Origin of the sequence: Schaalia odontolytica, from assembly GCF_002847525.1 — a bacterium.
Classification (GTDB): Bacteria; Actinomycetota; Actinomycetes; order Actinomycetales; family Actinomycetaceae; genus Pauljensenia; species Pauljensenia odontolytica_B.
Map to the genome: position 1 here is coordinate 1 of NZ_PKKM01000010.1, position 12,411 is coordinate 12,411.

Below are 12,411 nucleotides of genomic sequence, written 5' to 3' on the forward strand. Positions count from 1 at the left end.
ACGATCATGCCTCAACCCCAGAACCACAGACACGAAAAGCCTCCCATTCCCTGGACTTCAATTTCGATGTCCAAGAAACGGGAGGCAGTTCACCGGTGGCGGCGCGGGGTATTTCATCTGAGCGGGATACAGTTTTGGGGCCGCGACGCAACGCGTCGCGGCCCCGAAGCACAAGCCTCTCAGAAGGTGTGAATCACTCGCCCGCCTCGAAGGTGGCCTTCTCAGCCTCGGTGTCCGGCACGAAGGAATCCGTGTCCAGATCCGCCCAGTACTCCTCGGCCCACGGATCCTCGATCGGCTGCGAACGCTTCCACAGGATGTAGCCCGCACCGGCCACGGCGCCAACGAGGGCCGTCAGGCCGAAGGCGCGCAGGACGCGGCACTTGCGGCGCTTGCGCACCGGCGTCGCCAGAGCGACAGCCGAAGCCTCGGAGGCGCGACGAGCGCGCTCCGACAGCGAGCCGCGAGCCGACAGGGCGGCACCCGCCTGGTCGACGGCGAGAGAAGCGCGAGTCAGGTAGTCATCCACGAGCTGCTCGCGAGCGTTCTCGATCGCCGGAACGGCCTGCGCGGCGGCAGCCTGCGCACGAGCGGCGGCGTTCTCGATCGCGGGGGTCGCGTGCTCGATCGCGGAATGCAGCGCGGCCTGGGCACGAGGCGCGGCCCAGTCAACGCCCTGGCCAGCCAGATCGGCGGCCCGCACGGCAACCTTGCCGGCGTAAATGGCAGCAGCGTCGCGAAGATGCTGAGAGGATGCGCGCAGCTTATCTGCATCGAAAGTCGGCGAAGTAGCCATGATGTCTCCGATTCTGTCCACAATAAACGGGGGCGCGGACGCGCCACTCACTCCTATTGTGCTACAACGGGCTGTGATCTGCAGCCCACCGGCTTGCGTGAGCTGCGTGACGGACAGGAAACACCCAGGAAAAGGTGCGACCATTAGTCTCATGAAAGCTATTCTTCACACCTCCGTCGGCGACATCACCGTCGAACTGTTCCCCAACCACGCTCCCAACACGGTCAATAACTTCGTGACCCTGGCCAAGGGCGAGCGCGAGTGGGTCGACCCCACGACCGGCCAGAAGACCTCCCGCCCTCTCTACGACGGCACCATCTTCCACCGCGTGATCCCCGGCTTCATGATCCAGGGCGGCGACCCCCTCGGCACCGGCACCGGCGGCCCCGGCTACCAGTTCAACGATGAGATTCACCCCGAGCTCAACTTCAACGAGCCCTACCTGCTCGCCATGGCCAACGCTGGCAAGCGCATGGGCAAGGGCACCAACGGCTCGCAGTTCTTCATCACCGTGGCCCCCACCCCGTGGCTGCTCGGCAACCACACCATCTTCGGTAAGGTCGCCGACGAGGAGTCCAAGCGCGTCGTCGACGCCATCGTCAACACCCCCACGGGCCTCCAGGACCGCCCCGTGACGGAGCAGGTCATCAACTCTATCGAGATCGTCGACTGATCCTCTCCCCTCATCATCGACGAGGCCGGGGCCGCCCCCGCTGCTTAGTGCAGTGACCGGGATGGTGCACCCCGGCCTCGTCCCCTATCCCCCGCCGAAAGGGAAGCTATGAGCATGCCGAGCTACGGCCAGCGCTCGGACCCGCGCGCCGCCCCCGACTGTCCGCGTCACCCGGGCGTGCGCAGCGTCGACTACTGCAAGCGCTGCAACCGGCCCATGTGCGTGGATTGCGCGATCCCCACCGAGGTCCGCTCGATCTGCGTGGACTGCACGTCCTCGAAGAAGCAGTGGATGCGTTCCCCGTCGCGCGCGGCGGCGGCCGGGGCGCCGGTCGTCACCTACGCGATGATGACGACCTGCGTCCTCATGTACGTCCTCACGTGGCTGGCTCCCGCCCTCACGTCCGCGCTAGCGCTCGTGCCCGCGTGGCTAATGGCGCACCCGTGGACGATCCTCACGGGCGCGTTCCTGCACGGGGGCCTGCTGCATATCCTGTTCAACATGCTGTCCCTGTATTGGGTGGGGCGTGCGATCGAGCCGGTCATGGGATGGTGGCGCTTCCTCACCGTCTACCTGGTGAGCGCATTGGGCGGTTCCGCCTTTATCATCGCCTGGTGCCTGATCCAACCCTCCGAGATCTACGTTAGTACGGTGGGTGCGTCTGCAGCGGTGTTTGGCCTCTTCGGGGCGGTGTTCGTCCTCCAGCGTTTGGGCGGCTCCGACACGACAGCCATTCTGACGCTGCTCGGCGTGAACCTCGTGTACGGCTTCATGGTCAGCGGTATCTCCTGGCAGGGGCATATCGGTGGCGCGATCGCCGGTGTGGCCGCAACGTGGGTCCTAGTGCGCATGGCCCGTCCGCGTTCGGGCGTGACCGAGGCGGCGCAGAATCGGCGCCAGGCGCTCGCGGCGTTGGGGATGATCGCGGGCATGGTTGCGCTCAACGCGCTCGCCTTCCGCGTCCTGTACGAGGTCTATGGCGCGTGACGGGTCAACGGCCGACAGGCGCATGGTATCTAAGGATGACCTAATATAGGGAGGGTCCGGCGTAGCGTGCCGGACCCTCCCTCATGCGCCCCCACAGGAGACACCATGACCAGCCCCTGGGACCTGTACGACCAGCTCATCGACGAGATTTCCTCCGACGTCACCGTCACCCAGATCTTCACCGACGGCAAGTGGCGTCGCGTCGCCACCAGCGAAGACGGCGTCGGCATGGCCTTTGGCATGAACGTTCAGTCCCGCCCGCGCGCCACCGAGGATCCCGCCGACCTCGTCGGTCGTCCGCTGCGAGACGTTGCCGCCCTCGCCAAGTCGTGGAACTTCGAGGACGCCGGCATCGGCATGGCCGCCGTCAACGCCTACCACTCCCACCCCGTACGCGCCCTCGCCCACGGATTCCGCCCCTGCAAGGAAAACAACTGGGCACGCACCTTCCACCCCTACGCCCCCCTCGTCGCCGGCAAGCGCGTCGCCGTCATCGGCCACTTCCCCTTCGCACCCGCCGCCATGCCCGACGCTGCCGAGCTCAACATCCTCGAACGCAACGTCCTCGAAGGCGACTACCCCGACTCCGCCTGCGAATACCTGCTTCCCGAGATGGACTACGTCTTCATCTCCGGTTCCGCGTTCGTCAACAAGACCATGCCGCGCCTCCTCGAGCTCGCCTCCGACGCCCACACCGTCGTCCTCGGCCCCTCCGCCCCCGCGTCCCCCGCGATCATTCACGCCGGAGCCACGACCGTCATGTCCTTCGCCAGCGCGCACCCCGCGCGCCTCGAAGACGGGCTGGCCGGACGCTCCCTCCTTGGCATGTACGACGCTGGCATGAGGGTTGAGCTGAGCCGGCCCTGACCCGAGGACGAGGCCGTGACCCGGTAGTCAGCCACGGCCTCGTCGAGAGAAATAGTGGGGCGTCCCGGCCGCAGCCGGAACGCCCCACACTCACACTCACTGGAGACGGCAGGCTCGCGCCCGCCGCGCCCCCGTCAACGCCAACGCAGCGTCATCAGGAAGCCGACCATCATCGTGCCCAGACCCACCGCAATGTTCCACGCGCCCAGCTTCGGAACCGGGTACGTGCCCGACGAAATGTAGTAGACGACAACCCACAGCAGGCCCAGGATCATCAGGGCCACGAACGTGGGGGCCCACCAGGCCGGGCTGAGCGGAATACCGTCAGTCCAGTTCTGGATCTCGGTGTCGTCCTCGACCTCGTGTCCATTCTTCTTACGCTTCTTGGATTCGGCCACGTCGGGTCCTCTCTGCTGGCCCGCGCGGGAAGAAAACCGCCCGGCGGTGATGAATTAGTCGCAACACTAGCGTAGTCTCGGACGTGGAAAGTGCCAAAGCGCAGCGCCACGAGAGGGGGAAAGATGCACGGACGCCGACTTCGCCACATCGCCGGCGTGCTCGCCGTGACCGTCGCCTCCGGCCTTCTCTTCTCCGTCTCTGCGCTCAATGAACGCAAAAACCCCGCGGCCACCTCCGACCTGTCCACCCTCGTGCGTAACCGCCAGGAACAGGTCAAAGTCCTCGAAAACGAGGTCGCCGCGCTCGACGCTCAGATTCAGAGCTTCGCCGCCGCCACCCCCCAGTCCGGCACGCCCGACGAAGACGCGTTTACCGCTCGCTCCACCCGTCCAGTCTCCGGACCCGGCGTCCAAATTACACTCTCCGACGCTCCCCCTGGGCAAATCCCCGAAGGCGCAACGCCCAACGACCTCGTCATTCACCAGCAGGACATCGAGGACACCATGAACGCCCTGTGGAGCGGCGGCGCCGAGGCCATGACCGTCCAGGGCGTGCGCGTCACCTCGCGCACCGTCATCCGCTGCATCGGCAACGTGATCCTCGTGGACGGCACCAGCTACTCGCCGCCCTATGTGATCCAAGCAATTGGTGATCCTGCCACCCTGCGCGCGACGGTTACTGCAAACCCACGTATGGTGAATTACCAGGTCTACGTGACAAAGTACGGCCTCGGGTGGGACATGCAGACCAAAGACTCCCTGAGCTTTGCTCCCGCCACTACCTCGCTGACAGCCAACTATGCAACCGTGGAGGAAACGAATGGGTGAACACGTCGCCCCCGCCTCGCCGACAAGAAAAAAACGCTCCAACATCTTCTGGAACATCGTCGGTGTCGTCGGCGAACTGCTCATTACCTTCGCGTTCATCGTCGGCCTCTTCTCCGTCTGGCAGCTGTACTGGACGACCTACGAGGTCGCCGGACAGGTCTCCCAGACCATCGCCTCGTACGAGGAAGAGCATCAGCCCTCCAAGCGCACCCTCGGCGAAGTCCGCACCGATGACCCGCCCGCCTTCGACCGCGAAGTCGGCGATGGCGAGGTCTACGGCCTCGTCCACGTGCCCACCTGGGACTGGATGAAGATCCCCCTCGCGGAAGGCACCACCTCCTACGTTCTCGACCAGGGATGGGCCGGCCACTACGACATGACCACCCAGCCCGGCGGCGTCGGCAACTTCTCCATCGCCGGCCACCGGCGCACCTACGGCAACAACTTCCGCTGGATCGACCGCCTCACCCAGGGCGACAAGGTCGTCGTGGAAGTCGACGACCACTACCTCGTCTACTCCATGGTCTCCTCCGAGATCATCGACGCCACCGACCCCACGCAGATGCGCGTCGTCGCCCCCGTCATCGACGACGTCTCCTGGTCCGAAACCCCCACCGAACGCTGGATGACCATGACCACCTGCCACCCCGAATACGGCAACTGGCAGCGCTACATCGTCCACCTCAAGTTCGAATCCTGGACCCCCAAGGACACGGGCGTCCCCGCCGAACTCGTCGACGAACCCACGAACTGAAGGACCCAACATGTACGCATGGATCTTCCGCCACCTGCCTGGCCCCACCTGGTTCAAGGTCATTGAATCCCTGGCCCTCATCGGCGCGGCCGTCGCCGCCCTGTTCACCTGGGTCTACCCCTGGGTCCAGTCCTACCTGGAGCTCGGACAGTCCTCCGTCGGCTGAGCCTGAGCCGCCTGCTCGTCGATGACACGAGGCCGGGGAGACCCGGCCTCGTGTCGTATCCGCGGACGTCGGTTGGGTGCCGCCGCACGCGATCGCGCGCCCGGAGAGCGGACAGCGCCCGCGCGCCCACTAGGGGAGCGCCCTACGATGGATGCCGGAGAAGAGGCCACGGCCTCGTACATGAAAGGACCCGCGATGGCACGAATCCTCTGCGTCGACAACTACGACTCGTTCGTCTTCACGATCGTGGGCTACCTGCGCCACCTGGGTGCGACCGTGGATGTTGTGCGCAACGACGTCGTGGATCCCGCCTGGTTCGAGGCCGGCTACGACGGCGTCCTCATCTCCCCCGGACCCGGCGACCCCAAGAGCGCCGGCGCCTCACTGCAGACCATCGCCGACTGCGCCGAACGCGGCATCCCGATGCTGGGCGTGTGCCTGGGGCACCAGTCCCTCGGCGAGCTTTTCGGTGCGACCGTCGGGCACGCGCCCGAGCTTATGCATGGCAAGACCTCCGTCATCACGCACGATGGGCGCGGCGTCTTCGAGGGCGTGCCTTCGCCGCTGACCGTCACCCGCTACCATTCGCTGACGATCGACCCTGCGACCATGCCCGACGAACTCGAGGTCTCCGCGACCACCGAGTCCGGCATCATCATGGGCGTGCGCCACCGCTCCCTGCCCCTCGAGGGCGTCCAGTTCCACCCCGAGTCCGTCATGACCCAGTCCGGGCACCTTATGTTTGCCAACTGGCTAGCCGCCTGCGGCGACACCGACGCACGTGAGCGGGCCGTGTCCCTCAAGCCCGTCGTTGCGGAGCGTTTCAAGCTGTAGGTTTCGCGGGGACCCGCAGATGTGCTTGTGGGCGTGTGCATGCGGATAGGTTACGAGCATGCGGATAGGTTACGAGCATCCGGATAGCTAATTATCCTATCCGGATGCCGATAACCTATCCACATCGTCATAACCTATCCGCGTCAGGGACCTGTTTTCTGGCGCCTCTGGTTTCTAGATCGCCTCGCAGCACAGCACCTGCCAACAGAGCTGGTTATCCGGCAGGCGTGCGTTGTGGAAGACATGCTTCCACCGTGAAGAGGTGGGTGCACCGGTCCCTGGTAGCCGTGCGTTGTCGAGGCCGCCCGCACACCCCCGCGCATACCCCCGCACACCCGCGCACACCCGCGCCCCCGCGCATACAGCGAGGCCCGCGCCTCAGTATTTCTCCTGACTGGCGCGGGCCTCTCAGTATGGTTGCCGCCGCGTGGCGGCTTGGGGATCGCGAGTTAGCCTCGGCTGCCGGAGCCCGTGTTGTTACCGTTGTTGTTACCGGACTGGCCGCCCTTCGACACCTTCAGCTTGACGCTGGAGTTCTTGTCGACCTTCGAGCCCTCGCCGGGCTCGATGGACAGGACCTGGCCGGCGGGCTGGTTGCCCGCAACTTCTTCGACGGTGACGTTCAGGCCGAGAGCCTTGAGCTGTGCCTCGGCGTCGTCACGGCCCATCCCAACGACGGTGGGAATCTCCACCTGAGCGGCCTTGCCACTCGACACGGAGACACCAACGGTGGTGCCCTTCTTGACCTTCGTGCCGGTCGCGGGATCCTGCTCGACGATGCGGTCCTTCTCCTTCTCGGAGTCGACGCTCGTCACGTTGCCCAGCTCCAGGCCGACGCCCTTCAGGGTGCTACGCGCCTGATCCTGGGTCATGCCCGACAGGTCAGGAACCTCCACCTGGTCGGAGCCGGAGGACAGGTAGGCGCGGATCGTCTGTCCTGCCTTGACCTTCGAACCCGGCGACGGGTTGGTCTGAGCGACCTTGCCTTCGGGGACGGTGTCGGAGGCGACCTTGCTGTTATCGAGCTCCCACTTCAGGCCCAGGGCCTCGATCGCCTTGCGGGCGTCGTCGGGGCTCATGCCAACGAGGTTGTCGGGCAGGGTCACCGAATCGGGACCGGAGGAGATGGTGACGCGAACGGTCGCGCCCTTCTCGGCCTGCGTGCCCGCGGCGGGGTCGGTGGAGGCCACGGAGCCCTCAGCGACGGTGTCGGAGGCGACCTTGTCGGGGTTGAGCTCCCACGTGAAGCCGGCCTGCTCGATCTGGGTCTTCGCCTCCGCCTGGGTGAGGCCGACGACGTTGGGGACCGCGATCGTCTCGGGCTGGGCGGCACTGCGCGTGAGGGCCCACACCGAGCCGCCGATGATGCCAAGCGCGGCGAGTAGCAGGAAGACGATGATCGCCGTGCGGCGCTTGCGGGACTTCGAGGCCTCGTCGTCCGCGTCCGCGGTGGCGACTGCAGGCAGCGACGTGGAGGTCGCTGCCATCGCCGGGGCGGGCGTGCGGTGAGCGACGGCGGCCATCGGAGTGGTCGCAGCGGTCTGGGCGCCAGCCGAGCCGGCGGCGGGCAGAACCTCGGTGGCCCACGAGTCGGCGGGCGGAGCGCCCACGTCGAGGCCACGGGCCACACGCTGCAGGTCCGCGAGCATTGCCGCGGCGCTCGGGTAACGGTCCTCGCGGTTCTTCGCCAGGGCCTTCAGCACCACGCGGTCGAGGGAGTCCGGGATGTCGGACAGGATCGACGAGGGAGTGGGCGGGATCTGCTCGACGTGCTGGTATGCGACAGCGACGGCGGAGTCGCCCTTGAAGGGCGGGCGGCCCGTCAGCAGCTCGAAGAGCACGACGCCCGTCGAGTACAGGTCGGAACGCGCGTCCACGGTTTCGCCGCGAGCCTGCTCCGGGGAGAGGTACTGGGCGGTGCCGACGACGGCGTTCGTCTGCGTCATCGTGGCCTGCGAGTCCGTCAGGGCGCGCGCGATGCCAAAGTCCATGACCTTGACCTTGCCGTCCGACGTCAGCATGATGTTGCCGGGCTTGATGTCGCGGTGCACCAGGTGGTTCGCGTGCGAGTACTGGAGGGCGGACAGGACGCCCGACACGATCTCGATGGCCTCGTTGATCGGAACGGCCGTGCCGTCGGAGATCAGGTCCTTGACCGTGTGCCCCTCGACGTACTCCATGACGATGTAGGGCACCGCGATCGAACGGCCGGTCGCATCCTCGATGATCTCCTCGCCGGTGTCGTAGACGGCGACGATGTTCGGGTGATTCAGAGACGCCGCTGACTGTGCTTCGCGGCGGAAGCGCGCCTGGAAAATCGAATCCTGCGCCAGGTCGCGCCGCAGCATTTTGATAGCGACGACGCGCGACAGACGAGTGTCGAATCCCAGATGGACTTCGGCCATGCCGCCGCGCCCGATGAGCGAGCGGACCTCGTATCGGCCAGCTAGACGGTGGGCCATGGGCTCTGCCATGTCCTAACCTCCTCGATAATGTGTGCCCCCGCACTTGGTTGTATCAGGGAGCCAAGCATGTGTTTGATCGTAATAGCTGTGAGCGCGATCAGCGCAATCACGATGATTGCGATAACTGCCGCGCGAATAATCTGCCTGGATGCTGGGATGGGTGGTGCGACCACGCTGCGCGAGTATGCGGTCTTGGCCGGCGGGCGTGTCCTGGCAGCCGATCGGGCATCGAGGTCGTGCCAGCGCGGTCCGCGCGTGGTCTTGTTGGGTCGAGGCTCGTACACGGATCGACGCGGACGAGACGACGGATTGGTGGCCCGAGGCTGGGGGACAGTCCCGTAGACGCGGGGCGTCGAGCCGGTTGTGGCGCGCGGCGATGACGCCGTGGCTGATTTTTCCCGGCGAGTCTGCTCGGAGCGGGGTTGGGGGATGGTGGGAGCGCTGCGCTGGGCGGCCTTGCGCTGTGCCTGTTCGGCTTCGCGTCGGGCGCGCGCTTCTTCGAGCTCGCGCTGACGTTGCTCTTCTTCGCGGGCGACGCGTGCGCGGCGCTCAGCCTCGGCTGCGTCTTCGGCCTGGCGGTGTGCTGCGCGCTGGCGCAGGCGTTCGGCGAGGGCAGCGCGGCGGTCGTCCGAGGCGGGGGCTGCGGCAGGAGAAGTCGGCGCGGCTGCGGGTGTGGTGGGTGGCGCGGGAATGGGTGCCTGGCGCGGCGTAGGTGCCGAGGCCCGGGCGGGCTGTGCGCTCTGCGTGGGCTGTGGAACCTGCGTCGGCTGCGCGGGCGCGGCGTGACGCGGGGTGGAAGCCGTGGTTGGGGCCGCCGGGGCCGCTGCGGGAGCGGCAGGCGTTGTCGTGCGGTTCACCGTAGATGTGGAACGAGTCGGGATCGGCGCGGAGACTGGTGCCTGAGGGGCGGGGGCCGGAGCTGGCACGGCCGCATGGCGCCCGGTCGAGGTCAGCGATTGGACGGCGCCTGAGACGGCGGGAGTGTGCTCGCCGGTGGTCTCGGGGTGTAGGCGGCGTACCCGGGTGGGTGCGGCAATGGGATGGGAGGTCGGAAGGACCTCGGCCTCGTCGAGGACGCGGGGGACGGCGGCGTGACGGCCCGTGACGGGAATCGCCGAGGAGGAGGGCGCGATCGTCGTCGCCTCGTCCAGGACGGGGACGGCGGCATGTCGGCCAGTCGCGGTGCGCGCCTTGGGGGTGAGGCCCGACGGCGGCTGCAGCATGTCCTCGGGCAGCGTGCGGCGCGTCAGGTGGCGAACCGGCGCGACGATCGGGACCGAGGGCTGGACGGGCGTGCGGACCTCTGCCGGGCGCTGGGCGGCCTTCGGCAGGGGAAGGGGACGAGGAGTCACGGAGATGCCCATGGCCTTGGCGGCTGCGGCGATCTCGCGCACGGCGGCCGACCCGGACTCGGGGCGCTTCGAGGGGTCCTTTTCTAGCAGGTGCAGGATGACGTCGGCGAGAGGCTCGGGAACGAAGTCGGGGAGCGGTGGCACGGGGTCGTTGACGTGTGCGAACGCGATGTCGACCTGCGTTTCGCCGGTGAATGGGCGTTTCCCGGCCGCGGCCTCGTAGGCGATGACGCCGAGGGCGTAGAGGTCGCCGATGGGGGTGGCGACCTCGCCCATAGCCTGTTCGGGCGGCAGGTACTGGGCGGTGCCCATGACCATGCCCGCGGCGGTCAGGTTCACCTGTCCGGTGGCTCGCGAGATCCCGAAGTCCGTTAGCTTCACCATGCCGTCAGGACGAACAATAATGTTCGCGGGCTTGATGTCGCGGTGCACGACGCCCGCGCGCGCGGCAGCGCCCAGCGCCATCGCGACCTGAACGAGGATCGGCATGAGGTACTCGGGCTCGATGCGGGAGCCGCCGCGCAGGTAATCCGTCAGCGGGTATCCGTCGACGAGCTCCATGATGATCCAGCCGATGCCGTCTTCTTCGCCTGAATCCTGCGTGTTTGCGATATTCGGGTGCGAGATCGACATCGAGTTACGGGCTTCGAGGCGCAGGCGCGACAGGGACAGCTCCTCGCCGGCCAGCTCCGGACGCAGGACCTTCGCGGCGACGATGTGTCCGCTGACACGGTCTCGGGCCTTCCAGACCTCGCCCATACCGCCCTGTGCGATCGGGGTGAGCAGCGTGTAGCGGCCGCCGAGCACTCGCCCGGCGCCTGACGTCATGCGTGGAACACTCACTTGAGCCCCGCTTCCAGGACAGCCCGAGCAATCGGACCGGCCACGTCGCCGCCGTGCGGAGTGGGGTTGGTGTCGTCGCCCTCGACGAGGACAGCAAAGGCGATGCGTGGGTTATCCGCGGGGGCAAAACCGACGGCCCAGGCGTTCGCGCGGTCGCCCTCGCCCGTCTCAGCGGTACCGGTCTTGGCGGCCACGGATACGTTCGGCAGGGCCATCGTCGTACCCGTGCCGTAGGGCTGGGACACGACGGCTTCCATCATCGCGCGCAGCTTCGAGGCCGTTTCGGAGGAGATCGGTCGTCCGGCGTCGGTGGGGGTGGTCGTACGCACGACCTGGTTGTCGGCATCCACGATCGAGCCGATGAGGTAGGGGGTCATCATCTGGCCGTCGTTCGCGATGGTCTGGGCGACCTGCGCCATCTGCAGAGGCGTCGTCTGGACTGTGTACTGGCCGATCGAGCTCATCGCGAGCTGTGCAGCATCCGCGTCGGCGGGGAACACGGAGGGGGTCACGGACAGAGGAATCTGCGTCTCGCGTCCAAATCCGAACCGGTTCGTCACGTCGACAAGCTGTTGGTTCGTCAGCTGCTCGGAAGCCAGTACGAAGGTCGTGTTGCACGAACGGGCGAAGGCCTCGGTGAGCGTCGGGTTGCCGTCGCCGCAGGTGGAGGACTCGATGTTGGAGACCTCGGTGGCCGTGCCGGGCAGGGTCGTCGACACGGGGGAGGGCATGTGCATGTCCGGGTCGGCGAGGCGGTTTTCGATGAGGGCGATCGTTGTGAGGATCTTGAACGTCGAGCCGGGGGCGTAGCGCTCAGAGATCGTGCGGTTGAGCAGAGGGTTGCTGGGGTCCGAGGAGAGCGCGGAGAATGCGTCGGACACCGCGCCCGCGTCGGAGGAAGCGAGCTGGTTCGGGTCGAAGGTCGGCGCCGAATACATCGCTAGGACCGCGCCAGTGCGCGCGTCGAGGGCCACGACGGCACCCTTGCGGTTACCAAGAGCCGCAGCCGCGGCCTTTTGCATGTCCGGGTTCAGCGTGAGTTCCACGCCGCCGCCCTGGCGGTTCTGTCCCGTCAGGAGGTTACGCAGGCGCTGGCCGAGCAGCGTCTGCGACTGGCCGTCCAGCACGTCCTCCTCGGCGGCTTCGATACCCGTCGACGCGTTGCCGACGGACGAGAAGTAGCCGGTGACCGAGGCGTATAGGGGCCCCTCGGCGTAAGAGCGCGCGTAGCGCTTGGAATCGGCCTCGCGTTCGGACGAGGCGATCGCCGTCTTGTCGACGATGATTGGGCCGCGGTCGGTTTCGGCCGCGTGCAGGATCGTGCGCTGGTTGCGCGCGTCGGCGTTGAGGGAGGATGCGGAGATGAACTGCGTGTTCGTCACGCCCACACCCAGCAGGGCGAACATGAGCAGGACGATGATGAAAATCTTGCGAATCTGATTGTTCAC

Annotated in this window: 12 protein-coding genes; 7 read left to right on the plus strand and 5 right to left on the minus strand. The window is 66.8% G+C overall.

Annotated elements, in window-relative coordinates; translation table 11 throughout:
• Nucleotides 1–193: 193 nt before the first annotated feature.
• Entirely contained in the window at nt 194–796 is a 603-nt protein-coding gene (locus CYJ22_RS07495; protein WP_007588537.1) for a hypothetical protein, read from the minus strand.
• Between the two features lie 151 nt (nt 797–947).
• Here CYJ22_RS07495 and CYJ22_RS07500 point away from each other — a divergent pair, with 151 nt between their 5' ends.
• The 3 genes from CYJ22_RS07500 (at nt 948) to CYJ22_RS07510 (ending at nt 3,323) form a co-directional block, all read left to right on the plus strand.
• Entirely contained in the window at nt 948–1,469 is a 522-nt protein-coding gene (locus tag CYJ22_RS07500; RefSeq protein ID WP_007588554.1) for a peptidylprolyl isomerase, read from the plus strand.
• Between the two features lie 108 nt (nt 1,470–1,577).
• Entirely contained in the window at nt 1,578–2,456 is an 879-nt protein-coding gene (locus CYJ22_RS07505) for a rhomboid family intramembrane serine protease (protein ID WP_207760526.1), read from the plus strand.
• A 105-nt stretch (nt 2,457–2,561) separates the two neighbouring features.
• Complete coding sequence (locus tag CYJ22_RS07510; protein WP_101602174.1) at nt 2,562–3,323, plus strand: Rossmann-like domain-containing protein; 762 nt, start codon at nt 2,562–2,564, stop codon at nt 3,321–3,323.
• Nucleotides 3,324–3,457: 134 nt separating this feature from the next.
• Here CYJ22_RS07510 and CYJ22_RS07515 read toward each other — a convergent pair whose 3' ends face one another.
• Nucleotides 3,458–3,721, minus strand: coding sequence for a cell division protein CrgA (locus CYJ22_RS07515; RefSeq protein WP_007588580.1), 264 nt, complete (start codon nt 3,719–3,721; stop codon nt 3,458–3,460).
• A gap of 123 nt (nt 3,722–3,844) precedes the next feature.
• Here CYJ22_RS07515 and CYJ22_RS07520 point away from each other — a divergent pair, with 123 nt between their 5' ends.
• The 4 genes from CYJ22_RS07520 to CYJ22_RS07530 all read left to right on the plus strand — a co-directional run bounded on the left by CYJ22_RS07520 (nt 3,845) and on the right by CYJ22_RS07530 (nt 6,303).
• Nucleotides 3,845–4,549 carry a DUF881 domain-containing protein gene (locus CYJ22_RS07520; protein ID WP_101602175.1) on the plus strand — a complete coding sequence of 235 codons (705 nt, stop codon included), beginning with the start codon at nt 3,845–3,847 and terminating at the stop codon, nt 4,547–4,549.
• Nucleotides 4,542–5,303: a class E sortase gene (locus CYJ22_RS07525; RefSeq protein ID WP_007588560.1), complete on the plus strand. Its 762-nt coding sequence runs from the start codon at nt 4,542–4,544 to the stop codon at nt 5,301–5,303. Before CYJ22_RS07520 ends, CYJ22_RS07525 begins: the two co-directional genes overlap by 8 nt.
• 10 nt (nt 5,304–5,313) lie before the next feature.
• Complete coding sequence (locus CYJ22_RS10190; RefSeq protein WP_007588533.1) at nt 5,314–5,469, plus strand: hypothetical protein; 156 nt, start codon at nt 5,314–5,316, stop codon at nt 5,467–5,469.
• Between the two features lie 147 nt (nt 5,470–5,616).
• Nucleotides 5,617–6,303, plus strand: coding sequence for a glutamine amidotransferase-related protein (locus tag CYJ22_RS07530; RefSeq protein ID WP_207760527.1), 687 nt, complete (start codon nt 5,617–5,619; stop codon nt 6,301–6,303).
• Between the two features lie 449 nt (nt 6,304–6,752).
• Here the strand turns inward: CYJ22_RS07530 and pknB are convergent, their stop codons facing one another.
• The 3 genes from pknB to CYJ22_RS07545 are packed head-to-tail and all read right to left on the minus strand — an operon-like array spanning nt 6,753 to nt 12,411.
• On the minus strand, nt 6,753–8,777 hold the full coding sequence (gene pknB, locus CYJ22_RS07535; RefSeq protein WP_101602176.1) for a Stk1 family PASTA domain-containing Ser/Thr kinase: 2,025 nt from the start codon (nt 8,775–8,777) through the stop codon (nt 6,753–6,755).
• Nucleotides 8,750–10,948, minus strand: coding sequence for a serine/threonine-protein kinase (locus CYJ22_RS07540; RefSeq protein ID WP_101602177.1), 2,199 nt, complete (start codon nt 10,946–10,948; stop codon nt 8,750–8,752). The genes pknB and CYJ22_RS07540 overlap by 28 nt, the downstream gene beginning before the upstream one ends.
• Before the next feature lie 11 nt (nt 10,949–10,959).
• On the minus strand, nt 10,960–12,411 hold the full coding sequence (locus tag CYJ22_RS07545; RefSeq protein ID WP_101602178.1) for a peptidoglycan D,D-transpeptidase FtsI family protein: 1,452 nt from the start codon (nt 12,409–12,411) through the stop codon (nt 10,960–10,962).

Excerpts from the sequence above, each read along its gene's own strand:
- CYJ22_RS07495 (WP_007588537.1), bottom strand. The coding sequence starts at position 796 with ATGGCTACTTCGCCGACTTTCGATGCAGATAAGCTGCGCGCATCCTCT.
- CYJ22_RS07500 (WP_007588554.1), top strand. The coding sequence starts at position 948 with ATGAAAGCTATTCTTCACACCTCCGTCGGCGACATCACCGTCGAACTG.
- CYJ22_RS07505 (WP_207760526.1), top strand. The coding sequence starts at position 1,578 with ATGAGCATGCCGAGCTACGGCCAGCGCTCGGACCCGCGCGCCGCCCCC.
- CYJ22_RS07510 (WP_101602174.1), top strand. The coding sequence starts at position 2,562 with ATGACCAGCCCCTGGGACCTGTACGACCAGCTCATCGACGAGATTTCC.
- CYJ22_RS07520 (WP_101602175.1), top strand. The coding sequence starts at position 3,845 with ATGCACGGACGCCGACTTCGCCACATCGCCGGCGTGCTCGCCGTGACC.
- CYJ22_RS07525 (WP_007588560.1), top strand. The coding sequence starts at position 4,542 with ATGGGTGAACACGTCGCCCCCGCCTCGCCGACAAGAAAAAAACGCTCC.
- CYJ22_RS10190 (WP_007588533.1), top strand. The coding sequence starts at position 5,314 with ATGTACGCATGGATCTTCCGCCACCTGCCTGGCCCCACCTGGTTCAAG.
- CYJ22_RS07530 (WP_207760527.1), top strand. The coding sequence starts at position 5,617 with ATGGATGCCGGAGAAGAGGCCACGGCCTCGTACATGAAAGGACCCGCG.
- pknB (WP_101602176.1), bottom strand. The coding sequence starts at position 8,777 with ATGGCAGAGCCCATGGCCCACCGTCTAGCTGGCCGATACGAGGTCCGC.
- CYJ22_RS07540 (WP_101602177.1), bottom strand. The coding sequence starts at position 10,948 with ATGACGTCAGGCGCCGGGCGAGTGCTCGGCGGCCGCTACACGCTGCTC.